29 protein-coding genes and 2 pseudogenes are annotated in these 26300 nt (G+C 54.7%); 4 read left to right on the plus strand and 27 right to left on the minus strand.

Annotated features, from left to right (window positions below; all coding sequences use genetic code 11):
• On the minus strand, window positions 1–360 hold the full coding sequence (hinT, locus tag C3708_RS08240) for a purine nucleoside phosphoramidase (RefSeq protein ID WP_006809243.1): 360 nt from the start codon (window positions 358–360) through the stop codon (window positions 1–3).
• Window positions 361–978: 618 nt separating this feature from the next.
• On the opposite strand from hinT, the gene C3708_RS08245 reads away from it, so the two are divergent.
• From C3708_RS08245 to C3708_RS08255, 3 genes and pseudogenes are all read left to right on the plus strand, one after another.
• Window positions 979–1215 (plus strand): hypothetical protein, encoded by a 237-nt coding sequence (locus C3708_RS08245; protein WP_103947616.1) that lies wholly within the window; start codon window positions 979–981, stop codon window positions 1213–1215.
• Window positions 1216–1369: 154 nt separating this feature from the next.
• Window positions 1370–2522 (plus strand): annotated as a pseudogene (locus C3708_RS08250) (IS3 family transposase).
• Window positions 2523–2968: 446 nt separating this feature from the next.
• Window positions 2969–3397: a hypothetical protein gene (locus tag C3708_RS08255; RefSeq protein WP_103947617.1), complete on the plus strand. Its 429-nt coding sequence runs from the start codon at window positions 2969–2971 to the stop codon at window positions 3395–3397.
• 361 nt (window positions 3398–3758) lie between these two features.
• Here C3708_RS08255 and C3708_RS08260 read toward each other — a convergent pair.
• Window positions 3759–4121: pseudogene (locus C3708_RS08260) on the minus strand (DNA adenine methylase); the annotation flags it as partial.
• 962 nt (window positions 4122–5083) lie between these two features.
• On the opposite strand from C3708_RS08260, the gene C3708_RS08265 reads away from it, so the two are divergent.
• Window positions 5084–5500, plus strand: a complete 417-nt coding sequence (locus tag C3708_RS08265) for a serine acetyltransferase (protein WP_233210404.1) — start codon at window positions 5084–5086, stop codon at window positions 5498–5500.
• A gap of 210 nt (window positions 5501–5710) precedes the next feature.
• On the opposite strand, the gene C3708_RS08270 is transcribed toward C3708_RS08265, so the two are convergent.
• The 25 genes from C3708_RS08270 to C3708_RS08385 all read right to left on the minus strand — a co-directional run bounded on the left by C3708_RS08270 (window position 5711) and on the right by C3708_RS08385 (window position 25999).
• Window positions 5711–6112 (minus strand): tail fiber assembly protein, encoded by a 402-nt coding sequence (locus tag C3708_RS08270; protein WP_103947619.1) that lies wholly within the window; start codon window positions 6110–6112, stop codon window positions 5711–5713.
• A gap of 12 nt (window positions 6113–6124) precedes the next feature.
• Window positions 6125–7075 (minus strand): hypothetical protein, encoded by a 951-nt coding sequence (locus tag C3708_RS23775; protein WP_199184155.1) that lies wholly within the window; start codon window positions 7073–7075, stop codon window positions 6125–6127.
• Window positions 7076–7120: 45 nt separating this feature from the next.
• Complete coding sequence (locus C3708_RS08280; RefSeq protein ID WP_103948630.1) at window positions 7121–7684, minus strand: YmfQ family protein; 564 nt, start codon at window positions 7682–7684, stop codon at window positions 7121–7123.
• Entirely contained in the window at window positions 7681–8856 is a 1176-nt protein-coding gene (locus tag C3708_RS08285) for a baseplate J/gp47 family protein (protein WP_103948631.1), read from the minus strand. The genes C3708_RS08280 and C3708_RS08285 overlap by 4 nt, the downstream gene beginning before the upstream one ends.
• 1 nt (window position 8857) lies before the next feature.
• Entirely contained in the window at window positions 8858–9295 is a 438-nt protein-coding gene (locus tag C3708_RS08290; RefSeq protein ID WP_103948632.1) for a phage GP46 family protein, read from the minus strand.
• Complete coding sequence (locus C3708_RS08295) at window positions 9292–9885, minus strand: phage baseplate assembly protein V (protein WP_165790669.1); 594 nt, start codon at window positions 9883–9885, stop codon at window positions 9292–9294. The genes C3708_RS08290 and C3708_RS08295 overlap by 4 nt, the downstream gene beginning before the upstream one ends.
• Window positions 9886–9917: 32 nt before the next feature.
• Window positions 9918–10991 carry a phage baseplate assembly protein gene (locus tag C3708_RS08300; protein ID WP_103948633.1) on the minus strand — a complete coding sequence of 358 codons (1074 nt, stop codon included), beginning with the start codon at window positions 10989–10991 and terminating at the stop codon, window positions 9918–9920.
• Window positions 10988–12358 carry a DNA circularization protein gene (locus C3708_RS08305; protein WP_103948634.1) on the minus strand — a complete coding sequence of 457 codons (1371 nt, stop codon included), beginning with the start codon at window positions 12356–12358 and terminating at the stop codon, window positions 10988–10990. The genes C3708_RS08300 and C3708_RS08305 overlap by 4 nt, the downstream gene beginning before the upstream one ends.
• Window positions 12359–12483: 125 nt before the next feature.
• A complete protein-coding gene (locus tag C3708_RS08310; protein ID WP_103948396.1) occupies window positions 12484–14388 on the minus strand; it encodes a hypothetical protein in 1905 nt (634 codons plus the stop codon).
• 105 nt (window positions 14389–14493) lie between these two features.
• Window positions 14494–14826: a phage tail assembly protein gene (locus tag C3708_RS08315; RefSeq protein WP_103948397.1), complete on the minus strand. Its 333-nt coding sequence runs from the start codon at window positions 14824–14826 to the stop codon at window positions 14494–14496.
• A gap of 1 nt (window position 14827) precedes the next feature.
• Entirely contained in the window at window positions 14828–15196 is a 369-nt protein-coding gene (locus C3708_RS08320; protein ID WP_103948395.1) for a phage tail tube protein, read from the minus strand.
• Between the two features lie 9 nt (window positions 15197–15205).
• Window positions 15206–16696, minus strand: coding sequence for a phage tail sheath subtilisin-like domain-containing protein (locus C3708_RS08325; RefSeq protein WP_103948635.1), 1491 nt, complete (start codon window positions 16694–16696; stop codon window positions 15206–15208).
• On the minus strand, window positions 16693–16908 hold the full coding sequence (locus C3708_RS08330; protein ID WP_103948358.1) for a DUF2635 domain-containing protein: 216 nt from the start codon (window positions 16906–16908) through the stop codon (window positions 16693–16695). Before C3708_RS08330 ends, C3708_RS08325 begins: the two co-directional genes overlap by 4 nt.
• Before the next feature lie 13 nt (window positions 16909–16921).
• Entirely contained in the window at window positions 16922–17503 is a 582-nt protein-coding gene (locus C3708_RS08335; RefSeq protein WP_103948357.1) for an ATP-binding protein, read from the minus strand.
• Entirely contained in the window at window positions 17500–17841 is a 342-nt protein-coding gene (locus C3708_RS08340; protein WP_103948356.1) for a hypothetical protein, read from the minus strand. The genes C3708_RS08335 and C3708_RS08340 overlap by 4 nt, the downstream gene beginning before the upstream one ends.
• Entirely contained in the window at window positions 17828–17971 is a 144-nt protein-coding gene (locus tag C3708_RS23710) for a hypothetical protein (protein ID WP_158251358.1), read from the minus strand. Before C3708_RS23710 ends, C3708_RS08340 begins: the two co-directional genes overlap by 14 nt.
• Window positions 17972–17974: 3 nt before the next feature.
• Complete coding sequence (locus C3708_RS08345) at window positions 17975–18271, minus strand: hypothetical protein (RefSeq protein ID WP_133160117.1); 297 nt, start codon at window positions 18269–18271, stop codon at window positions 17975–17977.
• 172 nt (window positions 18272–18443) lie between these two features.
• Complete coding sequence (locus tag C3708_RS08350; RefSeq protein ID WP_103948637.1) at window positions 18444–19502, minus strand: major capsid protein; 1059 nt, start codon at window positions 19500–19502, stop codon at window positions 18444–18446.
• Window positions 19503–19580: 78 nt separating this feature from the next.
• Window positions 19581–19985 carry a head decoration protein gene (locus C3708_RS08355; protein ID WP_103948638.1) on the minus strand — a complete coding sequence of 135 codons (405 nt, stop codon included), beginning with the start codon at window positions 19983–19985 and terminating at the stop codon, window positions 19581–19583.
• Window positions 19986–19987: 2 nt separating this feature from the next.
• A complete protein-coding gene (locus C3708_RS08360; RefSeq protein ID WP_103948405.1) occupies window positions 19988–20590 on the minus strand; it encodes a DNA primase in 603 nt (200 codons plus the stop codon).
• Window positions 20583–21443: a S49 family peptidase gene (locus C3708_RS08365; RefSeq protein WP_103948639.1), complete on the minus strand. Its 861-nt coding sequence runs from the start codon at window positions 21441–21443 to the stop codon at window positions 20583–20585. Before C3708_RS08365 ends, C3708_RS08360 begins: the two co-directional genes overlap by 8 nt.
• On the minus strand, window positions 21440–23113 hold the full coding sequence (locus C3708_RS08370; protein WP_103948036.1) for a phage portal protein: 1674 nt from the start codon (window positions 23111–23113) through the stop codon (window positions 21440–21442). Before C3708_RS08370 ends, C3708_RS08365 begins: the two co-directional genes overlap by 4 nt.
• A gap of 1 nt (window position 23114) precedes the next feature.
• A complete protein-coding gene (gene gpW, locus C3708_RS08375; protein ID WP_199184157.1) occupies window positions 23115–23375 on the minus strand; it encodes a gpW family head-tail joining protein in 261 nt (86 codons plus the stop codon).
• A 4-nt stretch (window positions 23376–23379) separates the two neighbouring features.
• A complete protein-coding gene (locus tag C3708_RS08380; RefSeq protein ID WP_103948035.1) occupies window positions 23380–25494 on the minus strand; it encodes a phage terminase large subunit family protein in 2115 nt (704 codons plus the stop codon).
• A complete protein-coding gene (locus C3708_RS08385) occupies window positions 25436–25999 on the minus strand; it encodes a hypothetical protein (RefSeq protein WP_233210405.1) in 564 nt (187 codons plus the stop codon). The genes C3708_RS08380 and C3708_RS08385 overlap by 59 nt, the downstream gene beginning before the upstream one ends.
• Between the last annotated feature and the right edge of the window lie 301 nt (window positions 26000–26300).

The following is a 26300-nucleotide window of genomic DNA, read 5'->3' on the forward strand; positions in this document are numbered from 1 at the left end:
TTAAAGACCTTTATGCGCCAGCATCGGACCCAGCGGACGACCGCCCAGCAGATGCATGTGAATATGATAAACTTCCTGCCCACCATGACGATTACAGTTCATGATCAGACGATATCCGTCTTCGGCAATCCCTTCCTGCTCAGCAATTTTTGCCGCTACCGTCAGCATACGGCCTAACGCCACTTCATGCTCAGTTTTCACGTCATTGACGGTCGGAATCAGAATATTGGGGATGATAAGGATGTGTGTCGGAGCCTGAGGTGAAATGTCGCGAAAAGCCGTGACCAGTTCATCCTGATACACGATATCCGACGGGATTTCACGGCGGATAATTTTACTGAAAATCGTTTCTTCAGCCATGACGTTTTCCTTTTTTTGTTTAATCTGGCGTGACGTGAGTGGCAAATGCTGACGTGCGGCGTATTGCCCGTGACACAACACAAGAGTATGTTACAGAATTCACTATGTTACTGTAAATATTATATTTTCAATGATAATTAATTACTTATGAATTACCAGCAAAGGACATAAACGGACATAACAGGCCTTTCTAATGCCCCCGTAGGTGCCCCCATCGTTAAGTTGCCCCTTTTTTTGCCCCCAAATTTTCAGCAAAAAATACTATGCCCGCCCTTTTCAGCTACTGCTTTTATCTGAACATTCCTGGGCATTGACAAAGAAAGGAACCGTTTCGATTATCTGAGACGTCTGGTTTTCCTGCCGGTTTTCCAGATATGGCGGTGCTTTCTGTTTCTCTCTCCCGAGCAGAAGACAGTCCGCAGAAGCACCGCCATTCCCACGGTTTCAAGCCCTTGTGTCACAGCTGTCTGTCAGGGTAACGCCATCATCTTACCTTTTTTCTTCCCCATCGACTCTTGTAACACCTATCTCTGCCACAAAATTACTTTTGGACTGGATGGCTGCCGCGACCAGAGTTAGTGTCTGCAGCAACAAAACATCATTTTCGGAAAACACAGCATGACTATTCAGATCGCCAAAACTCGCCCAATGACCGATACCGCACGCTGCATCAGAGACTCAATGGTAAACGCCGGTATCCGCAGTACCTGGCCACTGCGGGAGCTGGCCGAGTATGCGGGTATGGAAATGGACAACACCGAGTTTATCGTCACCCAGATGGAGCTGGCGGGTTATATCAAAAAAACGCACTGGGGCCATTACATGCTCACTGCTGCTGGTATCGAGGCCCTGTAAGCAGACAGTAGACGGTTATTGATGACCGGCCTCAAAATTACAGATTATTAACTCACCAGCTTTGTGTCCGTTATTTCCCCCTACCGTGTAATAATCTTACCCAGCAATAGTGGACACGCGACTAAGTGAGTAAACTCTCAACCAGAGGTGACTCATGACAAAACCAGCATCAACCAGCAAAAAGCCCGTAAGCAACATACGCCTGAATTTCGCAACGAAGCCCTGAAACTTGCTGAGCGTATCGGTGTGGCTGCCGCTGCCCGTTAACTTAGCCTGTAATAATCGCAGCTTTATGCTTGGCGCAGCAAGCTGCTGAAGAATGCACATTCCTCTTCCGAACGTGAGCAGGAAATGGCTGTTGAAATTGCCCGCCTTAAGCGTCAACTGGCTGAGCAGGCAGAGGAACTGGCCATTATCCAAAAGGCCGCGACGTACTTCGCGAAGCGCCTAAAATGAAGTATGTCTTCATCAAAAACCATCAGGCTGAGTTCAGTATCAAAGCGATGTGTCGTGTGCTTCGGGTTGCCCGCAGCGGCTGGTATGCCTGGCGTTTGCGCCACCATCAGCAAAGCCCGCGTCAATAGTTCCGTCTCATCCGTGATAAGGCTGTCCGTGAGGCATTCATGGAGGCAAAACGGCGCTATGGTGCACCTCGTCTCGCAGACGAACTGCCGGAGTACAACATCAAAACCATTGCTGCCAGCCTGCGTCGTCAGGGGCTAAAGGCGAAAGCCGCCCGGTAGTTTAGCCCGGTCAGCTTCCGTGAACATATTCTGCTGGTATCGAATAATCTGTTAGAGCAGGACTTCAGCGCTGACGGCCCGAACCAGAAGTGGGCGGGTGACATCACATATCTGCGCACGGACGAAGGCTGGCTGTACCTGGCGGTGGTCATCGATCTGTGGTCACGTTCCGTCATTGGCTGGTCGATGTCGTCGCGCATGACAGCCCAACTGGACTGCGAAGCGCTGTAAATGGCGCTCTAGCGGCGTAAACGCCCGAAAAATGTCATCGTTCACACGGATCGTGGTGGGCAGTACTGTTCATCGGACTATCAGACCTTGCTGAAACGCCATAATCTACGTGGAAGCATGAGCGCAAAAGGTTGTTGTTATGACAATGCCTGCGTGGAAAGCTTCTTTCACTCACTGAAAGTGAAATGTATCCACGGAGAGCGCTTTAGCAGCCGTGAAATGATGCGGATGACAGTGTTTAACTATATTGAGTGCGATTACAATCGCTGGCGTCGGCACAGTGCCTGCGGCGGTCTCAGCTCGGAACAATTTGAAAAGCAGAACCTCGCTTAAAGCCGTGTCCACATTATGTGGGTAAGATCAGTAGCCCCGCTCAGTGATCTGGCGGACAGCTTCTTCCTTAAATTCAGGGGTAAAACGTGGTGTACCCATAGACTCCTCCTATGCTCAAAATATAGGTCAGATTTGTCTACAGGCTCGGGGGCACTCCAAACGGCTCGGAAGCGTCTAAATTATCCGTAGCGATTCACCAGGCAGCTCAACCTCACCAACGTCTAATCGTCAACACGGTTCAAATGAGCCGCTTACGAATAAATAAAGGGGGAGGCGCCATGGCAGGAGCGCTACGTTCTTTATTTATTTACAAAAATAGTTTTGGAAAGAACCAAATCCGTTGAGATAACGCTAGCGGGAATGAGGCACCGAAGGTATCCCACACTCCCGTCCCGTATAGTGCTGAGGCACTGTGATAAAATGATCCGTTAAAAATGGAGCTAAATATGAGCAATTTTGTATATATTAAATTTATAAAAGAAGGTCACCCAAAGGACGAGTGGTATCTTGCATGTGACCCAGAAACTACACTACCTCTACCTCCCTTGCTTTTAACTGAAAAACCATATCCATGGGGGAGTTACCTCTTTGACCCTGCAGACCCTAATTCAGGTTACACCATAGAGACTCAGATAGGTAAGTATCCTACCTTGTATGTACAACCAGTGGCGGATAAAGGGCCTTGCGATGCTGTCTTATCACAAAAAAAGATTTACAGTTTGTTTTTTGATCATTATCAGGAATCTGTAACCGATTCAGCTGTTTTCATACACCTAGATGATATCAGTTATTCTTTCAATCAATTAGGGATGCTCAAGGATGGAGCTATTGGATTTATGGGGATAGGGGCAAATTGGGAGTTTGTGCGCGCCTAGCATGCCCGTATTTCTGTAAAAAACGAGGCAAGCTTAATAAACCGCTCGGTCGAGTCCGTCAAGGTGGTGTTAATTCAGTTACAGCCTTCCGGTCTGGTAACGCCCCTGGTAGGCGTTGAGTGGCAGCTACTTCATTTTCAACGGCATGGTCTATTTCCTCCATTGTATGGTGCGGCAGATAACTATTCTGTCGCACCCATTCTTTGTTTAATCTCGCGGTAACGTGATGACTATCGTTTTTGATGTTGAATTCAACTGCTGGAATTGGTATTAGGGTTTAAAGGTCAATTATGTGCGTATTCCGCTCTGGGGTCAGTTTGGATATCGAAAATTATTGTACTATAAGGGCTTCCCCGGCAGGACTGGTTGCGCTGGTACCAAACGTCCGACCTTCAGATTTTGCGCCAAAGCACAGCTTCTGGAGATAGTAAAAACGAGCCGCGCGCTGAATATCAGTCAGCGTTTCCGGCGGAGTATCTTTTGCCCAGCCGAAGACTTCCCGACTGGTTAAAGCCCACATGAACTTCCTGATAAATTCCTCAAGGTGATTCTGTACAACCCTGTACAGGTTCACAATATCGCTTTTGATATCGTTCAACACTTCCACCTCGGACGGTGGTTTCATAAAGAACAACGCCGCGCCGCCGCAGAACGGCTCCACATAGCAGGTATGTTCAGGGAAAAGCGGCAGAATTACTTTTGCCAGTTTTCGTTTACCACCCAGGGGATAACCAGGATCGCTTTTGCCATTATCAACCTCACGTTTGTTTAGCTAGGGCGTAAAAAAGCCAGCTCATGGCTGGCATTCATTTTTTTCGATGTCACAACACAGACTTTCGTCTCATCATTGTTCACAACCTTCACGTACGGTATTGACAGTTAATCAAACCGTTCCGAGTATCATGACTGTCTGGCTTCCACCAGTTCCCAGACAAGACACAGCTAGTAGGATTCCGCACGGATGCGGTGCTGTGTTGACTTCAATGGTGGTGCAGATTTAACCTCCATCTCACGTTGTTGGGTTACCCAAAAAAACTGCACCGCCACCCTCTATGGTGGCGTTTTCATGTCCATCCCCTGAATTGCAGTAATCTGTCATGTTAACGCCACCGCCCATGATAGTGCTTTTCTTCAGTGACCCCCTTTGCGCCGGCTCAACTGAAGATTAGCGCTGTCACCATTAGCAACGAAAAATATCAGTCAACAAACATGCCGATCACAAAAATTCTTCCCTGATTCGACCGGACGGTAATAATGTGAAAGGGACGTCAAATCCCGTAAAGCACAATTCAGGCCGTCCCCTCATTCCTGTTCACAATCCTCACGGATGTTATTGACAGTTAAATAATCCGTTTCGAGAATAGAAGAATTTGATTCTTTATGACTTGGATTAAGGAAACTGTCGGTGATACATCACTTTAAAAGTTGATATCGCCTGAAGTGAAATAGTCTTTCATCAAGTAAAATTGTTTTCACTAGCTAAAAGGTAACCACTTGCTTAAAAAAAATGCATATGACTTCCTAATTCGTTGCTTGTCAGATGAAGTTATCAGAAGTCCTCGCCCCTTTTCGTGGTTTAAGACTATTCACTGCGGACTTAAATGCGCTGATCGCCGTTTTTATTTCTGGTATCGCATTTGGGGTTACATTTACAAGACTAACACTGGTTTCATTCACAAATTTTCCATGAAACGACTTAACCGGTTGAATCATCAATATGCTATAGATATCGCACCTGATGCAGTCATAGGTGAAGGCTTTAGAATCCGCCATTTCCCCGGAATTGTTATTCGCCCGGGATGCATAATTGGGAAAAAAGTCGTACTGCGTCAAAATACTACAATTGGTAGCAAAACATTTAATGGTGAAGGGACGGTGATTATTGGTGATCATGTGGACATAGGCGCTAACAGCTTCATACTTGGGGATATCAACATTGGTTCCAATGTAACAATAGGTGCAATGTCATTTATCGATAAAGACATCCCGGATAATCATACTGTTTACACTGTTAAATCAAACAAAACATATCTAACAAAAAACATGGATAATCAGCAATCAGCAATCAGCAATCAGCAATCAGCAATCACAACTATAATTTAGATTTCGCCACATACGTTTTAACAATAGCATCACTTTTAGGTTGTTTTTTACTCTCACTCTTCATATTTACTCAAAATTAAAAATCACTCTGATAAAAAAGAGAAAGGCATCGCAATGATGCCCTTTTTATACATTATAGTCATCAGGCCACTGAATACGATTTTCACAATCAGAGACTAGTCCCGTGCTGGTACTCATCTCTTGATGACACTACTCAGGTTTCAGCGGCCAATTGTCTCCGGGGTTTACCCTGCTCACAAGCACACTGTACTTTTCCCATGCATCCAGACTGGCGATTTCTTCTTTTGTCGCCATTCCATGCTTAACCGCGAGCGTCAGGGGGAAAATGATTTCCCCCGCCTCCCTAAGCAAAGCACGTTTCTGTGCTCCAGTTTCTGAAACGTGATCAATAGCTGGCTCGATGTAATCAGCAATATCCCCCCATTCGCCAGCCTGGCACTCCTCAAAGATTTGCGGCCCCCATTCCGTATCGTCATCAGGAGACGCAGTAAAAGGTAGGTAATCATCAAAGCTCTCAAACTTGACCTGACAGGTAATCAGACTCTGCTCTTCGTTTGACCATTCTGGGCTTTTTACATCGGTGTAATTCATGCTTGTTATTCCTCAGGCAATGCGGCAGAAAAGTGATGCGCCACGGTCGTTATTATTAGGCGGAGGCACAGCGCCCAGACATTTCCATGTCCCGGTTGGCTGAGGTGAGGTCAGTCGACTTATCATGGAATGGTCTCCATAGGAGTCCTTCTGTGCGGCAAAACCAGAATAAAAAAGCTCTGAACCTGCAGCAGTAGCGCCCAGCCCCAACGCTGTATCGTGACAAAGCAGGGCCAGAGTTCCCACCGCACCGGTATTAGCCAGGGTCAGTGTTTGCAGGTAGCGGGAATCTGACTCCGCTTTTGTGTATGCCCCCACATCACCCGCTGCGATAGTGATGTCAGCGGTACCGTCAAACGGATGTCCTGCAATTTTATGCGCTGTAGCCAGTTTGGCTGCCGCTGCAGCTGTGCCACCTGACGGGAGTGCGTCAACGTCACCAGCGCTGATGGTGATGTCAGCGGTACCGTCAAACGGATGTCCTGCAATTTTATGCGCTGTAGACAGTTTGGATGCTGCGGCTGCCGTGCCGCCTGACGGGAGTGCGTCGACGTCACCAGCGCTGATGGTGATGTCAGCGGTACCGTCAAACGGATGTCCTGCAATTTTATGCGCTGTAGCCAGTTTGGTTGCCGCTGCAGCTGTGCCACCTGACGGGAGTGCGTCGACGTCGCTGGCCGTCAGTTCAATTTTCCCCTGGTCATCAGGAGACTTGCTGTTGACGGTTTTCACCATCCCTTCCGTACTGGTGTTCAGCAGCTGCGTGATGGCCTGATAAACCTGTGTGTCATCCTCCTGGTCAATCGTAATCCCGGCCTCTTCGCACAGATGAACCAGCTCACGCTGCAGGGTATTCAGCCAGGCGGCCATCACCCATGTACACGGGACCTGTGTTTGTGGGTCGCCGTCCGTAAATTCATCGTTCTCATCAGCTGTTGTGGTACTGCTTCCTATTTTTTGCATGCAAAAATCCCTCGCCGGTGACGGCGATTATTAAAGGTTTACGGGTCAGTGACTGAAAATCAGCAGGGTTTCAGAAGGCGATTCGCTGGTCAGGGTGCAGACCATCTGCTGGTAGGCGTCATAATTTTCCGGTGTCACCGGCGGCGAAATCACGGTGACGCACCAGGTAAAGCGCCAGTCACCATGATTAAGCGGCTGGCCCGCACCGGACATGCCTGCCCGGAATGGCCGGTATTCGGTAATTGAGACAATAAAACCCAGCGCACGGGCCACGTCCGTATAGTACCGTCGAGAAAGTGCCCCCGTGGAGGTCAGTTTAGCGACCACCGCACGCTGCCGCGCCTCCGTCGTCTGGTCCTCGTTATAGACACACGGATCCGGCAGATTCAGCGTCGCCTCCCACTCCGGAAGGAAAGCATCGACCGTTCCCGGAAACGCGCCCCTGAGCAGCGCCAGCGCATCGGCATCACTCTGCCGGTAGCTGCGGGCCAGCGCGCGAAGAACGGCTGACTGTACCGCATTCTGGCTTTTCGCCCACGCCTGCCCGGAGGGCATCAGCCCCTGCAGGGCCTGCATGTAATCATCAGTGCGAAAGCGACTCGGGTTCATAGATAATCAATCTCCCCGGTGACGGCCAGCTCTCCCAGCCCCGGCAAAATATTGTCCACCGGCGAAGTGAGCAGAAAACCCTTTGTGCCTGGCACACTGGCGATCGCCAGCTCAATATCGGACAGGTTGATAATGACCGGTGGCGTATCAACGGCGGGTTTTACGCCCGGGTGACCTTCATTAAAGAAGACCTGATCGATGGCCGCCCTGACCGCATTTTTGGTTTCATTACTGGCCGTTTTGATCCCGCTTATCACAAAATCCACCGGCAGCCGCGACGGCGAACACACCCAGACCTCAGCGGTAACGTTGTGCAGCGGATACAGCGCATCCGCCACACGCCCCTGATCACCGGTCGCCACCTGCGCACTTTCCGGCTCATAGCGTGATACCCCGCTCGTCCCGACCGGGAAACCGTCAGGATGACCGCTGACACCATCACACATCACGTAAATCCCGACCGTACCAAAGCCCATCATGCGCCGCACCACCCATGCACGCGTGATACCCGGCACCTCAAGTGCCCAGCGCTCATAATCGGTATCGTTGCCGCCCTGTGCTGTATCCTGCCAGGCAAGCAGCATACGGGCTCTGAACGCCTCCTCATTCTCGATGTCTGCCCCGCCCAGAATGGGGTCAAGGGCAGTAACCGCAGATTCCACACCGGCTACGGCCACATCGAGAGAGAGTATCGTCCCCGCCGGTGCGTTCCCGGCATCACCGCCCCCCGTGATGTCGGTCGCCGGATCCGGAAGAATCGCCGTAATGGTGCCTGCTCCCGTCCCGTCAGCGTCCAGTGTCACATCAGCATCCAGGGTGTATCCATAGCCGTCACTGCGCCTTAACGCGCTCCCGCCGGTAATCGTTCTGCCGGCCGTCCCCGCAAAGGCCATTGCTGAACACGTCGCCGCCGTGGCGGGCTTACGGAAGACCTCCTTGAGCGCAGCCCAGCCCGCCAGCCATTCATCGGTTGCAGTGAAAGGCGTCGCCTGCAGGGCAATATAATCGAGATAGCCATAGTGAAGATGAGACATGCCGGCATCAGCATTTGCCAGAATGCGGAGGTTTGAAAAACGCAGCAGGGACCCCACCCCGTTTCCCCTGAGTTCTGACTCCATAAACGCCACATTACGTGTCCGGAGTTCACTCAGCGTCGGTCTTGCAAAGGGCATATCAGTTCTCCCATACCCATGAATCTTTCACGCTCTGCGCGGATTTGCCCGGCTCCTGATAGGTGATCCCGACCAGAAGTGTGCGGGGATGAATGATGCGGGTCTGAACCGTAATGCTGCTGACAATGCTGTCATCGAGCAGCCACTGCAGCGCCTCACGGCAAAAGTCCACCGCTTTACCGGCAATGGCTGACGTCAGTTTCTGCCGGCGCAGCAGCCACAGGCGCGAACCAATCAGATAAGTCTCTCCGGTATCCGCCCACCAGCCACGCCGGTCGGTCCCGTCAATCTTATCGTCATCGCGCGCCAGCCGGTCGGTAAACAGGCTGATGTAAATGGCGGTCTCCAGGTCATTCCCCTGCTGCAGGTCACCGGACACCACAACCCAGTCGGCACTGCTGCCATCGGGTGCCGGCCACGGGGTGCGAATATCACTCATGGCTTCTCCTTTGTCGGCTCAGTGGTTTTGGTGGAATTACCAGACTCAACACCTTCGACGTCGTGATCGTGCTTGATATAGGCTTCCCGGAGGGATTTCAGGGTGGTGGTGTTGCCCTCGCAATTGTCCTGAATGTCACCGGTACACTGCAGCAGCGGCGTTTTCATCATGACCCCTTGTGCCGCCTCGATAGTGACCTGCGTGGCCTGTTTAACATCAACCGCCTGGCCGTTCGCCTGCACCTCGATACCGTTTTGGGTGAGTTTCACGAACTGCCCCCACTGGTTATAAATCACCGTTTCACCAGGGTTCAGGCCATTGTGCCGGTAGGCTGAGTTATTCGTTGCAATGACAATACCGGAGGACCGATCCCCGCCAATGCAGGCAATTAGTACATCCGTCCCTGCCGGTAGCCCGGAGGAAAAACCAAACTCAGCCATGCGCGGCGTGCTGCCCCGCACTTCGACAGGATGTTGATACTGCAGGACCTGCACGCCACCCGCGTCTTTCATGGCGGTCACTTTCCCCGTGGTGAAGGCCATCATCGATTTTCGGTACAGTACCCGGACCTTCCCCTCCAGCTCGCCCAGCTTCCTAATGATCATTTGCAGTAGCAGGTCTCTCATGAATAATTCAGCTCCATAATGTTGCTGTAGAACTGGTAAGGCTCAACCGTGAAGGCCTGCGCCGGCATCAGCATCATTTCAGCGGTCGTGCCGCGATTGTCTTTCTGAAAGGTCACCTCCCCCAGCAGCCAGGCTTCATTGTTAAGATTCAGCTGCGGAGCCGTGATCGGAATTAATGTATTAGGCTCCCAGAGTTTCCCGCCGGTATCCCGCCAGCTGTCCACGGTGACATGCAGTACGCGGGAACGGCCAAAGCGTCGGTTCATCTCCCAGTCGATATACTGCTGTGCGGCCCCGTAGGTGTTGAGCGTACTTTCAATCAGCACGGCCAGATTCCGGTAACGCATCGCGGCCATCTCCGGATCGCTGGCCGTGGACAGCGTGACGGAGGCATAAGCATCGCCGGCGGAGATTTCTGTCACCGCCGTCGTGGGCATCGAGATCCCGGTATATTCCGAGTAACGCTCATCGCAGGAACTGCTGTACCAGGCCTCCTGAATATTCACCCCCACCGCCACACCACTGGCCGCTTTCCGGGTCCCCACCCGCGTCAGCCACAGACTGCCATCCGGCAGGTCGTAATACAGCAGCGCCGCCCAGCGCATCATTCTGTCGATAACCTCCTGCGACGATTCCCCCCAGTTAAGCGAGAACTGGGGCACGTTCTGCAGGTCGGTAATGTCGGTTCCAACGCTAATCCCGTAAGGGGTCGCCAGCTTTTGCGCGATCTGTAACGGGGTGGCCTGCTCAATCACGTTGTTGGGCCAAATCGCGGAACAGTCCACCAGGTCCTGACACTTACCCCGCCCACAGGCGTGTACCTCGTGCCGGGAGGGGCCAATGGTGGCGTCCCAGCGATCGATATATCCCGTCACCACGCTGTTATCCCCCAGACGGACAACGCACGGCTCGCCAGGGGCCACCAGCTGCTTATCATCCGAGCCGGGGTAGTAATCCATCAGGGACAGGGAAAAGTCTGAGGGCAGGCGCTGGATACTGCGCGTCACGCGGATTTGGTCCCAGCCTGAAATCAACCGGCCCCCGACTTCCAGAGTCAGTTCGTCACTCATTCGCTTAACACCTTCAGGGTTCGTGGCATAAATGCCGGATGGACAGGGCGGGCCCTGTCGGTCAGCTCATCAGTACGCCCTGCATCCTGGTAGAGCCTGTTGGCAAGGTACAAAGCGGGTAACGTGGCATTAAAATGCTGCACCACCACCGGAGCCAGGTTTGCCCCGCGCGTCTGCAGCAAGGAAATCGTGTTCGTACGCAGTATCATCAGCGCCTCATAAAGGCTGTCTTCGCCGCTGTCACCGGCCGCCAGCATGGCGTTATCGAGGGTATCGCTGACGTTCATCAGCAGGGTCATCGCATCGTCATAACTGCGCAGCGGAACCAGGGCGGCAGCGGCCGCCATTGCACCGGCCGTCAGGATAGTCATGTAGCGAACAGTAATGTCGGAAACCTGCGTTTCGCCGCCCGGGGGATACCACTGTGGATCGGTAAACCCGGACAGTATCTGCAGGGCCTGAACGCGATCCGCCGGCGACGGGATAACCAGTTGCAGGCCGTTGACCACGTTCAGAACATCATGGGCATAGGATTCAGGCGTGTAATCCTCTGACAGCGCTGACAGACTTCGCTGAACGGCCATCGTGTGCTGCACAGTGGACGCCATGGATTTTTGTACTTCAGCAGACGGCGACGACGCGCTGAATGAGCCATGGTTATAGCGACCGTAGCGGTCAGGGCTGAACACGTTATGCAGCGAGTTACCCAGATTGCTGGCTGACTGCATGGTGCTGGTCACGCTGCGGATCCAGAAATCGGCCGTGTTCTGCAGGGTTTTTAACGTCCCATTGAAGTAATTGAGCGTACCGTGGATCTCACCGATGAAGGTGCTGGCCGCCTCGGCTGCCACAGACAGCCAGGAGGTTTGAACGGTCGAGGCCGCATCCGTGGAGCTGGTAATGGCAAACACGCGCAGACCAGATTCAATGACCGTCAGCGTGAAAGAGAACGTCCCTCCCGCGAGACTTTCAGTGATTTTGAGCCCCCCGTCAGGCACGCTGACGGTCAGCTCTCCCAGCGTAGGATGAACAAGCGTGCCGGCACTCCCCGTTTCACAGGCAGCAATCAGGGAATCCCGCTGCGTCATGACGTCCGGTGCGGTGTAAAGCCGGCTGCTCTGCACCAGAAACCCGTTCAGGGTGATCCGCCGCGTGCTGCGTCCTAAATCTTCCACCCAGGCCTGATCGCGATACGGGTATTCATGTACAGCCTGGCGACGGCCAAAGCTCCCTTCTCCGCCCTCGACCGCAAACGGTACGTCGCGAAAGGTGGCCTTATGAAGGTGTTCCTGCCATTTCCAGCTGTCCCCGGAGGGACCAAACAGCGAATCTTTTGCTGAATTAACGGCATCGTGGATTAAAGTCATCTTTTCTCCAGCCACAAAAAAGCCCGCATTTAAGCGGGCTGGATACATAAATTTAATTCATTACAAAACCGAATGAGTTACAAGATATGGTTTATTCAATTACCACATGGCTACTTAACCAATATTTAATAAGGGCTCATTGAAGCAGTAACCTTTCCACCAAACGGAACCACAACACGCTTCTTCTCACCATCAGGGCTGGTAAGAAGAACTTCGATCTGTGTTTTTCCATCCTTTCCAGCCTGGTCAGTAATTTCTTTCAGGACCTTCGTCAATTCCGCCGTCTGATCTGGTGTAATGATGCCAGATTGCTCACCCTGGCTACGTTGCTCCTGTAAATATTCTGGGTTTCGCTTGCCACTCCATCGCGGATCCATAATGGCATCATTAATACCGGTATCAATTTCCGAACGGCTAAACGGCTGCGTCCCCTGCTCATGTTTTATCATCGCGGGGAGTAGCCGCCTGAGCACATCAGGTGAATGGAGATCGATGTTCTCTCCGGGTTTAAAACCGGTGTCACGGGACACGTCTGAAATATACGGAGCAACTTTATTTTCTTTTGCGGGCGCAAAGGTCTGGATTACATCCTGCAGCGTGTGCTTGCCCCGGTCTCCATACAAAAAGAGCTGCCGTGACGCAGCGGCCAGACCATCTTTGTCTGAAGCAAACTGAGAAAAATAACCACTTTTATCTGAGTACACCTTCCCTGTTTCGTTCGACGCAGAACGGAGATTAACGGGATTATGGCTACGTAACCCCAGCGCATTATTTCGTGGCTGGTCAAACATGGAATTATTGGCCGGCGGCTTACCTGCATTATCAGAGTGGGTCACGGCATTCATATCCTGCAGCAGCAGACCGGCCTGATCGGTTGCTCCGTACGCACTGTCATAGCGCTTTTTCACCGCATCGGTATAAAACCCCGCATCTACAGCCCCACGCTCACGCCGGGACAGGCTGCTATAGAGCTTTTTATCACCCTGCATACGCCTGAGCTTAGTGGCATTCTCGGTACTGATGAACCCCATGGCGTGAGAGAGCCCGGTGAAATCGCCGTTATTAAAAAGATCGGCCACACCGTCAAGACCATCTTTTACACCGGACTTCAGAACGGTATGTTTGCCAACGGTGACGTCATTCATCATTCCACCGAAGAGGTTACTTTTTGTTCTGTTTTTCAACCCCTCCCAGGATGCGCTGATCTCATTGAGGGAATCATTCAAGCCACTCAGTTTCTGAACCGTGTCATCAGAAAGGGTCAGACCCAGCGTATCGGATTTTGCCAGAAGCTCTTTGTAATGCGCCCCATCACGCAAAAGTGCCAGCATCTCTGGCGTGAGCCCCAGCGCATCGGATACCGTCTTTTGCTTTTGCGCGCCAATCGTCGGAAATACCTTCGCCAGATTTTCCAGCGTTTTCATCGTATCCGCCGTATGGTCGGCACGTTCCACGATGGGTACACCTATCTGGTTCAGTACGCCGGTAAGAGTGCTCTGGCGATTGTTCATGGCATCGGTTAATGATCGGGATAAGGCTTCAACCGAATCCCGCGCCTTGTTGGTGTCAGCCCCGAGAATACGCATTCCCCCGGCCACCTGCGTCAGGTCATGAATACTCATTCCCGCATCCATCGCCTGAACATTCAGGTTATACGCATCTTCAGCGGCATCTTTCATGCTGCCGGCAAGGGACGCGATCCCCTGACCCACGCCGTAAGCAACCGCCCCACCCACGCCTATTTTGGCGATAGCTCCGCCATAACGGCCGGCGAGTTCGCCGGCGAGCTTCAGTGGTGGCACCATATCGCCAAAATACTGCACACTGCTTTTCGCGAAGGTATTGATTTTCGACAGCCGGCTCCCAAGGTCATCCAGGCCTTCAATGGTCTTTTTCCCTCCCAGCTGTACCTTACTCCCGGCCTTATCCAGGTTGGGGAGCATTTTCGCAACAGTCGCTTCCAGCTCTTTAATGGTGGCGCTGGCCTCATCCTTAGCGACCAGCTCAAAGTCAAAACGATTACCCGCCATCGCCACTCCTGATTTTGTTGATCCGGAGCGCCTGACGCTCCCAGTATTTCGCCTGCCTTAAGGTCAGGGGGCCGACATCAGCCGGCCCCCACTTCCAGTAAAACGTCAGGTTGGCTCTGAGGCGTCCCCGCTCTCCTCGCCCTTCTCCGGCGGCACCCACGTCAAAAAACGGGTTAACCACACCTCGCAGCGCTTGTAGTCCCGGAATTTCAGTTTTCTCACAGCAGGGCGCGGCACACCGGACACCAGCGAAATCAGCAGCCCCATACCCGAAAGCAAACTGTCTTCCTTTCCTCTTTCCTTGTAGAAATTGTCCACCTCATCCAGAGAGGGCTCCCTCAGCGTGATCTCATCGTATTCACGGTGTTCTTTGCCCATAGAAATCGGGTGGCTGAGGGGGATCGTTTCCTCTTCCGGTAATTCATAGATATCCTGCATATCAGCTCTCCTTCACGCTGCCGGTCATGCCTTCCCACTTCACGGTGAACAGCGCCTCTTCACTGTCCACTTCCTGCGGATCCGTCGTCCACATCCCGCTCCCGGTCAGGGTCTTGCCGTTGGCAAGCTCCACTACCAGCGTCACGTTTGTCATGTCGTTGTAGTCCGACAGCACCGTATTCCCCGCGTCACGTACCTGGCAGGAAATATAGGGGGCGACAAACGTCTCTTTGTAACCGTGGATCCCGTCCATCCCGATCAGCGTCTCGCGCTTCACGCGCCCCGTGGCATACTTGAACTGACCACCGACCATAATGGTCGAGCCGTCCACTGATACGTAGGCCGTACCGGCCAGTAAATTGTCACTCATCGTTTATCCTTACGCTGCCGGCTGCAGCCTGAACTGATTCATAAGCGCCACGATGCGCAGCTGGTTCACCAGGATGCCATCCCACAGTACATCAACCCGGTTCGGGTTTTGCCTGCTCTTCGTGACCAGAAGTCCCGCCGCAAAGGCGTCGCTGTCCTGCACATAGCCATCAAACTCCAGCTGCGTGTAACGTGACAACAGCTCGCCTTTGATGATTTTGGGCGTCACAATCGGTGAGCCGGCGCGGAAACGGGTCCCGTCATCCACCAGTTTCATCCGGCCAAACTTCGACGTGATAAGCGTTTTCAGGTCACGCGTGACAAACATCAGGGTGAACAGGGTCTCCACTTCCAGATAGCTGTCATCCGGCGTGCCATAGGCGTTTTTCTGATACGTGGTGATGAGGTTCTCAACCTGAATCGTCCCGTCATCCTGCACCGTATAGCTCGCGATCCCACTGTGCAGGAGGTTGTTACGTTCGGGCTGGTCAAACTGGGAGATAACCGGCGGGGCAAGAACGCTGTATACCGGCAACGTCTGAACCGGACGACCCGGATCGGTTCGCAGGCTGCTCGCCACCGCGCCGGTATAAGCGGCGCTCCACAGCCAGGCCGGGGACGGTGAGTCATAAACACCCATCAGGGATTCATGCTGATTGTTCCGCGCCTCCCCCGTCGCCGTCAGCTGGCCGTATGTCCCGGTCGCCGTGGCAAACACGTGCCCGTAAATCTGCTTCTGATAGCTCCACCGCCCCGTGCTGTCATTCATGAACTGCTTCAGGGTGTCGAGGCTGGTTGTGTCGGTATAGGGCAGCACAATAAAATCAAACGGCTTGTCCTTCAGACTCGACAGCGCATCCAGCAGTTCAGGTGTACCCGCCCCGCCGCTCATGGCCGTCAGATCAACGGTCATGCCCACCGGCGTTTTCTCACCGCCGGCGCTGCCCTGGTAATTCAGTCGCAAATCAATACTGTTGCCGGCATCGCCCTTATTTTTGGCCGTCAGCGTCACCGTCGCGGTCCCGGATGCCTCCGCGCTCGATGCCGTAACCGTAAGGCTGGCATTAGCGTTAATGGCCGTTGCCAGTGCAGTACCAATGACGGCCACGGTATCTGTTGTCACGACCGTCAGCGGAACACGAATTCCGCCGATATACAGCGACAACACCCCGTTTTCAGTGGGGACGGTGCTGATTGCCACACTACCGGTGGCCGCCGCATCATCATCACCATCTTCTAACGGCAGCAGATAAACATCCCCGCCGGTGTCGTTATCCATGTAGACGCGGGCCATTTCGGCCACCATAGAGCCCGCCCCCGCCAGTTCAGTTGCCATCTGTGAGGAGCCACAGGGCACAGCGATACCTGGCGGAGTGGTGCCGGCAGTCAGCATCTGCCCAATCAGCAGCGTGCGCTGTACGGCCTGCGCCGTGTTCGCCTGGCTGTTATCCATCGCCGCCCAGAACAGCGGCGTGCGAAGATTCGAATCAATTGCGTTCATGCCTCAGGCTCCTTATCGTCTTTCACGGTATTTTTAGGCGCGCTTTTGGGGGCGGCGACGCTGGTTTTTTTGACCACCTTCACCACATCGCCATCACGCAGACGGTTTCGCCAGAAAATGGCGTCATCGGGCACTTCAGCCCCTTCTTCAGGCAAAAGGGCGCCCTTCACCGGGCAGCGAACCAGCCGCCCCGGCGCAGTTTTTACAAACATGGGATACTCCTGATTAAGAATCAGTATTGTTGGATGTGAGATCCGGAGCCTGTTGGGGAAATTTGATATCCAGACCAGGACGCGCGGTACCGTCCTGCATGGCTATTTCCAGATGCAGCTCCTGCAACTCGTCACCCTCGATGGGGTAAAAGTCGTCAGGTCCCTGGAAATACTCGATATCCATCTGAATGACGAGCTGCCCGGTGTGGGCCTCGCCTTCCGGGCTCAGGTTAAGCTGTGATCGGACATGCTTAATCTGTTGCGTGAAGCGGGTTATCTCGTAGCTGTTAATCACAGCCCGTTCGATTTCCTCCTTCAACCGCTCCAGATTCAGCTGCACCTTCATGGCCCCGTCATCGTCCAGTTCGCCGTCGAGCTCCTCAAGCCTGGCGGCTATCTGTAGCGTGGTGACGGTATCGAACTGGGGAGAATTACGGCCTTTGGAAAACTTCTCCTCATAGACCGTCTGCACCAGAATGAGCGGGTAATCCCGGCTGCGGGTAGCCCAGTCTCGCGGGGAATAGACGCGGTGCTCTGCGAGTGTCTTTCCCCTGATAGCCTGAACGGCCAGCTCCCGGAGTCTGGCTGAATTCATGGCACCTCCCTGACTTTGTTCAGTTCAAGACGGCTTCCGCCATGGCTGTCAGGCTGCACATCCGCCACCTTAAACAGCGTCCGGACGCGGGGGATATAGAGCATATCCCCCTGCACTGGCGGAGACTCAAAGGCGCTGTCCCGAACCCCCAGCACCGGCCGCGTGGTGTTCACGGTCGGGCCGTTATCGTCGATGGGCTCAACGTCCACGGTGTACGCGCGGTCAAAGATGCCGGTGAGGGCAAACGGCGTCCCGTGCCGGGGCCGGTACTCCACCGGCTCCCCGAACACACCGTGACAGGGACCCAACAGTTTATTATCCCAGTCAACCGGTCCCATGATTACGCTCCGGATTTCTTCGCGTTTTTGCCTGTGGCATTTTTAGCCGCTGCGTTGCTGGTCTTCTGGCCTGCACCAGCTGCACCAGCTGCACCAGCCGCACCAGCACCATCGCCGGCAGAACCAGCACCAGCTATACCATTATCGTCGCCGGCAGAACCATCACCCGCTGCACCAGTATCATCGCCGGCAGAACCATCATCCGCTGCACCAGCACCGTCGCCGGCAGAACCGTCACCAGCTGCACCAGTATCGTCGCCGGCAGAACCATCATCCGCTGCACCAGCACCGCCGCCGGCAGAACCGTCACCAGCTGCACCAGCACCGTCGCCGGCAGAACCGTCGCCAGCTGCACCAGTACCGCCGCCGGCAGAACCGTCACCAGCTGCACCAGTACCGCCGCCGGCAGAACCACCACCATCCGGATCATGAAGCAGGCCGCGCACGACTGACAGATCCAGAACAAAACCCATCTCCTCCAGGCGGATGGCTTCATTTGGCGGCAGTCTGATACGGCTGTGCTGCCCGTACGTTTTACCGTCATGAACAACGCTGCGGCCTTTGGTCACCACCATTTCAATTAATCGGGTCATGGAGTCTCCTTAAACCACTGTGGCACACAGGGCGGCGTTGACACGGCTGGGAATAACCAGCGGGGCAGACTGCATCAGCAGGAAGCGTTGCGCCGGGTCTTTCTCAGTCCAGGTCTTCGGCGCATAGGCCATGGCGCCATAGTCAAAATCGGGATCGAGAATGGCGCCATAAGCACGCGTCCCCATCAGATTTGGACCAGACATAATCACCGCCCCATCCGTCAGCATCGGCTTTTCTAAATCATCAACCGGGTCGATATACCAGTCGTTGTACAGCCACAGGTCGAACTGCCCCCAGCGGCCCTTATATACCGCCCCCTGCTCCACGCGTGCGCCCGCATCCACCTGGTTACCGTACGGGCTCAGAGCAGGGAACGTAATCGCATTATCTTTGATAGTGGTATCGAGACGGAACGCCGCCCAGGACGAGTTAGTGAAAATCAGGTCGGTCGCTACCGCACCGCTTTTCTGCAGGATCATCGTCTGCCAGCGCTCAATATCCTGCGTGGGCAGGTTATTGGTTGCGCCGGCCGCAACGGCCAGCGGCCATTTGTCCGCACCAGAAAGTGCGATTGTCAGTGCCGGGTCGCGCTGAAAATCAATCACTTCCGGGTCCAGCCCCTCCCCCACAACGGTAATGGTGCCGGTCATCATTGCGTTGGCGGCCATCCACTCCTGCCGGCGGTTCAGAACATCCACCTGATCGGACATCTCAAACATCATGTTTAACGCGGCTTTATCTGCCGCCGGAATATTGCCGCCAATCTGCTCACCAATCTGGCGGCGGATAGGCTTACGCAGGTCAGGGACGCGCTTGTCCTTAACGTAAGGCGGTTTAAACACGTTGGTCTGGTAACGGCGGCTCTCTACCAGCTTGCCGGCCACCAGCGGGGAACAGAACGGGGCCATACGGCGGCGGCCCACATCCACATCGATGGCGACAAACTCCGTATCCGACTCAATGACGTTCGGGAAGAACTTATCCAGAAGAAAGTTCTGGGACGTCATCAGGTTCGGCACCACCTCGACCAGCGTCAGGGTGTCGTAAATATTGAATTGATGATCCATTAAAAACCTCGATAAAAGAATGTGCGAAGCCCTGCCGGATGAACGGCATAGCCACACTAAAAAGGGATTAGCTAAAAATCAGGAGGCCGAAGCCTGCAGACTGTCACGCAGGAAAATAGAGAACGGACGCAGGGCCGTTTTCAGTGCCGGGATCGTCCAGCTGCTGTCAAAGGTGATACGGTTCTGGTTAAAGATCCCCAGCTCATAAATGCCTCCGCGAACGGTAGCGCCGCCCGGAGTGACATTATCCACCAGCACGGCGCTGGGCACTTCGCTGCCATCGGTGGCGGTTTGTACGCTCAGGACATACACCCCGGTCGCGGTGATTTGACCCAGAATGGTCCCACGCACCAGCGGGTTGGCTCCGCCGATATCAACGGTGTCCGTCACCAGCTGCAGGTTACCTGCGATCAGCTGGTCGGGCACATACGTATAGCTCTGCATCCCCGGTGTACACGGGTTATCGCCAATTACTTCAACCATGATTATTTCCTTTTCCCGGAGAGATTCTGATACTGGCTGACCAGCGCATTAAGGCCGCCCTGCTGCCGCGTATCCTGTTTAAGTTTCGGCAGAGCTTCCGCCCGCATCCGATCATCGAGACTTATTCGGCGCGGCCCTGAAGGTGCTGAAACCGGTGGTGCGGTGTTTTCCATCACCTGAATCGCAGCGGCGGAACTCATACCGGTATTGAACGCCAGAGAGGCCGCCAGCGCAGTGTTTCCGGCGGAGTGAGGACTGCCGAAAATGCGGGCGCAGCGGGTACGTTCGTCCATACGCGCCTTTTTGTCGGCCGGGTCATCGACATTATCGTCGCCGTCATCGTCTTCACCCTCCACGTCTGAATCATCATCAGCGCGGCGGGATTTTATTTTTGCTTTCTTCGCCTTGCGGCCCTTGTTGTCCGGGTCTTCAGGATCATCAACTGCATCAGGGTTGTTATCCGGATCGTCCGGATTGTCATCCACGCGACGGCCACGCGTCTTCCCCTGAGGCTGGGTGTCGTCCACCAGCTCCGGATCGTCCTGGTTATCCTCTTCCAGCCTGCGGGAGGCTTTCCCGCCGAGAAGGTGTCCAAATTTAAACATGACTAACTCCTGTTGTTGTTAACAGCTCATAAAATGCGTCATCCGGGGAGAGCACGGCATCAGCAAAACCGAGCCTCACCCCCTCCTCCGACAGCAGGCACGCCGCCTGGGTGTTCCTGACCACGGAAGCCGCCAGCCCGCGATTACGGGCCACGGTGTCCACAAACAGCACCCCGGCGGCATCCACTTCGGCCTGTATTCCTGCACGCGCCTGGTCACTCAGCGGGCGCAGGGAATTGGTTTCGGCTTTACGGTCACCGAACGTGATAATGCTGACCTGCAGGCCCTCCTTCTCGATACGCTGTGACCAGTCGCAGTGAATGACAATGCAGCCAATCGAGCCCACACCACCGGTGCGGGGAACCACTATCCTGTCCGCCGCACTGGCGATGGCGTAAGCCGCTGAGTAAGCGCTTTCGGTGAGAATGGCGTGTATCGGCTTTTTCCCCCGACTGGCGTAAATCAAATCCACCAGGTCAAAGCAGCCGCCCACTTCACCGCCCGGCGAATCCACATCGAGACAGATCGCCGTGACCTCCGGGTCATGCAGGGCATTCAGAAAGGACTGTCGGATACCGTCATAGCCGGTCATGCCGCTGTACGGCCGCAGGCTTCCCAGCTTCTGAACCAGCGTGCCATGGACGGGGATCACCGCCACCCCTTCCAGTACGTCATAGCCGGTCTCCTTACCCTTACGCCGGAAGGGTTTTTCTTCTTCATCTGACCAGGCACCAGCCGACACGCGGGCAATACCAAAGCGCTCCATCAGCGCGGTCATCACGATTTCCGCCTTAAGCGGGTGGAGCATCAGCGGCGTGTTAAACACCCGCTGGGCGAGATGGGGTAGATTCACTTTTCCTCCGGATCTTTTATCGTTTCAGGGGCCATCACATTGGCCTGCGCCCAGCTCGGCGGCGGCATCCCCTTTTCCTTAAAGTAATTAATTTCAAAGCTTCGCTGGTCCACTACCTCTTCCCAGTCCGCCCCCATGCTCTCAGCCACCTCCTGCTCCATAGTGGAAATACCGGCATCGAGACCGAGGATCACCCCCTTCTTCTCCGCAACCGGGTCAACCCAGCCACGTCCCGGCCCCTGCCAGCGGGCGCGCGAATAGGCCGCACGTGCCTCGGCAAAGTCCGGAGCGTTTCGGGGGAGCGGGAGATCGTGAAATTCGTGCAACTCTTCCATAAAGGCCACCAGCACAGGCTGGGCAAAACCGGAGCCAAAGTCCTCGCGTCGCCGGGTCAGCGTTTTCCATGCTTCCAGCATGGCCGCGCGGGCCGAACTGTAATTCACATCAGACCAGTCCTGGCTGATTTGCTGGGCAGAGAGCCCCGTCGCCGCCGCAAGATTGCGCAGCATGGCGCTTTCAAAGTCAGCAAAATTGCTGTTTGGCCGCTGCGCATCCACCGTCCCGATTTCTTCACTGGGCCACAGCTTCATGATCCCCACCCCATGATTCATCATCAGGCGGTTGTCACTGTAATAGTCTGCGCGGGCATCCTGATAGCCGGTCCAGCCTTCCGCGTTCGCCACATCTGTAGCAGTGTCGCCCAACGCTTCAGCGGCCACGCTCGGGTCAAACGGCGACTTGAGATAAGCCCCGAACACGGCGTTGAGGATTGCGGCTTCAAGCTCACTCTGGTCATACTTTGTGAGCATCTTCATACGCTGCACAATCGGCGTCAGTAGGCCGACACCTCGATGTTGCGCGCCCCGGTCGTGGTCAAAGTCGTGCACCATCACCGGGCGGCCCCAGCGGGTTTCACGAGGAATACGCTTCCAGATAACCGTTTCCGGAGCACTCCACCAGTCCCCCATATGAGCCTCCCGGATGTGGTAAAACACCGGCGCGCCGTCATCGTCGATTTCCACCCCACCGCGCATGTACTTGAGATCCATCATCTGCTGCGGGTTACTCAGCCGGTCCGGGTCGATGATCTGCAGGGTGGTGGCGAACTTCGCTTTTCCGTACCCGAGACGCTCCGGGCGGTACTGCAGATACCCCAGCGCATCACCGTCTATCAGCTTGTGCCGGAAGGCCAGTCGCAACTGCTGTGAGATAGTCAGCTGGCGCTCCACATCACACCAGCGCCCCGGATCCGAGACCCAGCTGCGCCATGCGGCCTCGACCGCGCGTTTGTATTCCCGTGACCAGCCAATATCAAACGCACTGTTACCGCTCATATGCGCCAGCGCCCGGTAGTCCGGACTCAGTATCGGCCTGAAACTCGGACCCACAACGTTATCCTGGGTGCGGGTGATAATCCCCGCGCCCCAGCCGTCATTGCGGACCAGATCACGGGTACGCGATACCATCCGGTCACGGTACGGGTTGATTTCATTGTCCGGAGACCAGAGGGACGGTCGCCAGTTAGCCATCTGGTCGCTGGTCACATCTGCCGCGTCGTAAGCAATCCCCCGGTTTCCCGCCAGCGCTGCGTTCCGGCTACGACCGGAGGGAGGAAGTGCCTTTGGCGGAAGCGGATGGCCATCCGGTCCTAACAGTGTAATTTTGGTCATATCAGTACCTGAATCGTTGATAGCGACTACGCGGGCCACAGTAGATGCCAAGCCTTATCTGAATGTCCCGAATAAACTGATTCAGGTTCTCCAGGCTCGTTGCCTTGTACGTCACAGAGCGGGTCCCGTCCCCCTGGGCATAGGAAAATGACACGCCCATCTGCCCCAACATCATCTCGGTGTAGGCCTTTTGCGCAGCCGCAAGCGCCGCACGGAGCTGCTCCTGCGTCATACCCGCAAGCGGGCCACAGTTCGCTGTCATGGAATTACCTTGCTAATCGTTTATGGCGAGGGAGTTTTTTCGGTTTTTCCGGCGTCGCCGGCAATTCTGCACCAGGCAGGCGCAGACTGTGTTTTTCCTCTGGTGCCGCCGGTGGCGGTAACAGGCTTTCAGGATTTGCGGCGACACTCTCCACCGTTGCGTTGAGCTTAAAGCCGATATGCATCAGACCGTGCAGAGCCGCGTAGGCGTATACCCTGCAGTCCAGGCCTTCGTTTGCCTTTCCGCCCGGCAACTCCCAGACGGTAAAACGATGACCACTGATTTCTTTCACCACCAGTCGCTCGGACAGGAGCTGTTCAAACCATCCCATGTCCCGGTCGGATGGATAATGCATATACCCCGGACCGGGTGCCTCGATATGCAGACGGCCACGGACAGAATCCTTGGCGGAGTTCACCCCCAGTATCACAGGGCGGTATGACTTTTTACTTCGGGACGTCGGCTGCTTGTTCGGCCACACCGGTGAGCGTTTACCGTTACGGGCCGACTCCCCTTTTATGGCCCAGATACGCCGGGCCAGTCTGGCTTTTGCAAAGTCATAAACTTTCTGGGAGTGCGAGCCCCCGGAATCATGACAGGCGGCTTTGATAACAAAACCGCGACCGTCAGCCCGTCGCCATATTTGCTGCAGGTATGCATCGAGACGCTCCCACGGTTCAGGGGTCTCCAGATCACCTTCAATCACGTCATAGGCTATGGACCAGGACTCTTCATCCCGCCCCCAGCCCACCACTTCAATTTCAAGCCGGTTATCCTGCGTGTCTATCCCTGCCGTCAGCACGGCCACACCATCAGGCACCTCAGCCCCGTACACTTCACGCCGGGCCAGCAACACATCCAGTTGGATAGCCTTACCGTGCACCGGCCGGTGCGGCAGGCCCATCTGCGTGTTCCACCAGGCCTGTTCTTTATCCGGGTCACCTTTGGCCTTCATGTATTTGCCCGCGATATCGGACGGTTTATCTTTCTGCCAGGGGCTGAACAGCTTCGACGCCTGAAAGCCGGCGTGGACATTACTCACCGGCAGCGCGCCACAGCACCGGCATCGCGCGCGATATACCGCATGGCGATCATCAGCAGACCATGACCAGACCTGCTCTATCGCTGTACTGTCGCTATCGCGCCAGGCGTTTTCATACTCCATCAGTGGCGACTGCCTGACACCACAGCACTCAAAGGTGCGGGTCTGGTGCCAGCGAATGGTTTTCAGCGACCGGAGGCGATCCCCTTCCGACCATGCCACACCGCAGTTCTCACAATGCAGACGTGCCGTTTCAGGCCGGTGTCCGCCGTCCTCGTCTTTGGTCCAGTGCACATGTTTAAAAAAATCCGGGAACTGCCTGTGAGCACAGTGCGGACATTTCACCGATGCGCGGCGCTGATCTGAATCCGCGTAGCTGTCCGCAATCCGGCTTTCGTCCTCCACTGTGGGGGAGCAGGCACGAATGGAAAGCCAGTTCAGGCCAAACGTTGCCGTTCGTTCCTCAGCCAGGGCAATCGGATCCCCTTCACGGGTGACGGGATATTTGTCCACCTCATCCGCCAGCAAGATACGAATGGGGCGACGGGCAAGGTTGTCAGGACTCCCGGCACCGGCCAGCGCCAGAAAGCCGCCGGTGAATGATTTATACAGCAGGGTCTCTTTCGAATTTTTCTGCTTGTTACCGCCCACCAGCTTTCTCAGGACCGGCGTAACGCGCAACATAGGGGTGATACGTTCTTTTGAGAATTGCTCAGCGGCGGCCTCTTTCGGCTGCAGCAGCAACATCGGACACGGATCAAGATGCGCAAAATACCCAAAAAGGTTTTCCAACAGCGCTGTTTTCATCAACTGAGTGCAGCACATCACGGTGATGATATGGACCCCGGACTCCGTGGCCGCAAGCATCGGCCCCCTGGCAATTTCGACGGTCGCGGTTTCCCAGTTCCCCGACGTGCTACCGGACTCTTTGGCGAGCTTGCGGTATTCATCAGCCCAGTCGGGAACGCTTATTCTCGGCGGAGGTGTCCAGCCTTTACGAACGCTGGCCGCAAGGCGATCAGTCTTCCTCTGCGTTAAACTCAGGCTCTCCGAGGCTGGTAATGTGTTTGTGGACATGCTCAGCTAATACCTCGGTCATCCTGTCAGCAGGCACATCAAGATCGGCGGCCATCAAAGGGGCGACCCTTGCGGGCCAGTTCAGCCAGGAATCCCGCTGAGCCCGGAAGCAATCAAACAGCACCTTTTCGGCCTGCTCCAGCTCAATGAGCTGCCCGTCCTTTTGCTGGAACTCTAATTTGGTCAGCAGGGCAAGGTAGTTCTCTTTAACGCGGCTGGCCTCCTCTTTTGTCCAGCTTGCTCCGTTAGCCAGCATAAACGTCTTAACAAAAGAATCTGCACTATCGGGATCAGCGTCGCCTGTTTCGCTCCGAGGGGAGGGCTCTGACTTAGCCGCATTTTTGGTTCTGCCGTCAGTGCTGTCGCGCCAGAGAGCAACAGCCCGATCGCTTGCCTCAACGTCAATATCCTCACCTGAAAGAACGATGTATTTCCCCGCCTTAATCCAGCGAGAAATCGTTTTACGATCCACGCCAGCATGACGGGCGTAATCGATCCGGTTCATTGTAGTCATGGGACAAACTGGCCTCATCTTCGTGGGACATATCCGTGGGACATTCCATGGGACATTCCATGGGACATATCATGGGACATACCTGCCAATGTCCCATGCAAATGTCCCACGGTCTAAAGCAATAAATCCAGCAACCGCAAGGCTTACAGAAGATTATGCATAAGTATGCACGTGGGACATGGGACACAAACTCAAAAATTTTTAGCTAGAAAAACAACGCGGCGCGCAATGCCCGTGAAACAAATAGTCGCCAGGAGGGACCCATTTTTGAGCCCCTCCCCCGGTCTGTTTT

Source organism: Lelliottia sp. 7254-16 (assembly GCF_002922995.1).
Lineage (GTDB): Bacteria > Pseudomonadota > Gammaproteobacteria > Enterobacterales > Enterobacteriaceae > Enterobacter > Enterobacter jeotgali.

Excerpts from the sequence above, each read along its gene's own strand:
- C3708_RS08345 (WP_133160117.1), bottom strand. The coding sequence starts at position 18,271 with ATGATCCGGATGGTGGTGGTTCTGCCGGCGGCGGTACTGGTGCAGCTG.
- C3708_RS08245 (WP_103947616.1), top strand. The coding sequence starts at position 979 with ATGACTATTCAGATCGCCAAAACTCGCCCAATGACCGATACCGCACGC.
- gpW (WP_199184157.1), bottom strand. The coding sequence starts at position 23,375 with ATGACAGCGAACTGTGGCCCGCTTGCGGGTATGACGCAGGAGCAGCTC.
- C3708_RS08335 (WP_103948357.1), bottom strand. The coding sequence starts at position 17,503 with ATGAATTCAGCCAGACTCCGGGAGCTGGCCGTTCAGGCTATCAGGGGA.
- C3708_RS08360 (WP_103948405.1), bottom strand. The coding sequence starts at position 20,590 with ATGTTTAAATTTGGACACCTTCTCGGCGGGAAAGCCTCCCGCAGGCTG.
- C3708_RS08300 (WP_103948633.1), bottom strand. The coding sequence starts at position 10,991 with ATGAGTGACGAACTGACTCTGGAAGTCGGGGGCCGGTTGATTTCAGGC.
- C3708_RS08380 (WP_103948035.1), bottom strand. The coding sequence starts at position 25,494 with ATGTCCACAAACACATTACCAGCCTCGGAGAGCCTGAGTTTAACGCAG.
- C3708_RS08385 (WP_233210405.1), bottom strand. The coding sequence starts at position 25,999 with ATGAACCGGATCGATTACGCCCGTCATGCTGGCGTGGATCGTAAAACG.
- C3708_RS08330 (WP_103948358.1), bottom strand. The coding sequence starts at position 16,908 with ATGTTTGTAAAAACTGCGCCGGGGCGGCTGGTTCGCTGCCCGGTGAAG.
- C3708_RS08305 (WP_103948634.1), bottom strand. The coding sequence starts at position 12,358 with ATGACTTTAATCCACGATGCCGTTAATTCAGCAAAAGATTCGCTGTTT.
- C3708_RS08270 (WP_103947619.1), bottom strand. The coding sequence starts at position 6,112 with ATGAATTACACCGATGTAAAAAGCCCAGAATGGTCAAACGAAGAGCAG.
- C3708_RS08310 (WP_103948396.1), bottom strand. The coding sequence starts at position 14,388 with ATGGCGGGTAATCGTTTTGACTTTGAGCTGGTCGCTAAGGATGAGGCC.
- C3708_RS08255 (WP_103947617.1), top strand. The coding sequence starts at position 2,969 with ATGAGCAATTTTGTATATATTAAATTTATAAAAGAAGGTCACCCAAAG.
- C3708_RS08350 (WP_103948637.1), bottom strand. The coding sequence starts at position 19,502 with ATGGATCATCAATTCAATATTTACGACACCCTGACGCTGGTCGAGGTG.
- C3708_RS08355 (WP_103948638.1), bottom strand. The coding sequence starts at position 19,985 with ATGGTTGAAGTAATTGGCGATAACCCGTGTACACCGGGGATGCAGAGC.
- C3708_RS08315 (WP_103948397.1), bottom strand. The coding sequence starts at position 14,826 with ATGCAGGATATCTATGAATTACCGGAAGAGGAAACGATCCCCCTCAGC.
- C3708_RS08370 (WP_103948036.1), bottom strand. The coding sequence starts at position 23,113 with ATGACCAAAATTACACTGTTAGGACCGGATGGCCATCCGCTTCCGCCA.
- hinT (WP_006809243.1), bottom strand. The coding sequence starts at position 360 with ATGGCTGAAGAAACGATTTTCAGTAAAATTATCCGCCGTGAAATCCCG.
- C3708_RS08320 (WP_103948395.1), bottom strand. The coding sequence starts at position 15,196 with ATGAGTGACAATTTACTGGCCGGTACGGCCTACGTATCAGTGGACGGC.
- C3708_RS08340 (WP_103948356.1), bottom strand. The coding sequence starts at position 17,841 with ATGGGACCGGTTGACTGGGATAATAAACTGTTGGGTCCCTGTCACGGT.
- C3708_RS08325 (WP_103948635.1), bottom strand. The coding sequence starts at position 16,696 with ATGAACGCAATTGATTCGAATCTTCGCACGCCGCTGTTCTGGGCGGCG.
- C3708_RS08285 (WP_103948631.1), bottom strand. The coding sequence starts at position 8,856 with ATGCCCTTTGCAAGACCGACGCTGAGTGAACTCCGGACACGTAATGTG.
- C3708_RS08290 (WP_103948632.1), bottom strand. The coding sequence starts at position 9,295 with ATGAGTGATATTCGCACCCCGTGGCCGGCACCCGATGGCAGCAGTGCC.
- C3708_RS08265 (WP_233210404.1), top strand. The coding sequence starts at position 5,084 with ATGAAACGACTTAACCGGTTGAATCATCAATATGCTATAGATATCGCA.
- C3708_RS08280 (WP_103948630.1), bottom strand. The coding sequence starts at position 7,684 with ATGAACCCGAGTCGCTTTCGCACTGATGATTACATGCAGGCCCTGCAG.
- C3708_RS23775 (WP_199184155.1), bottom strand. The coding sequence starts at position 7,075 with ATGCAAAAAATAGGAAGCAGTACCACAACAGCTGATGAGAACGATGAA.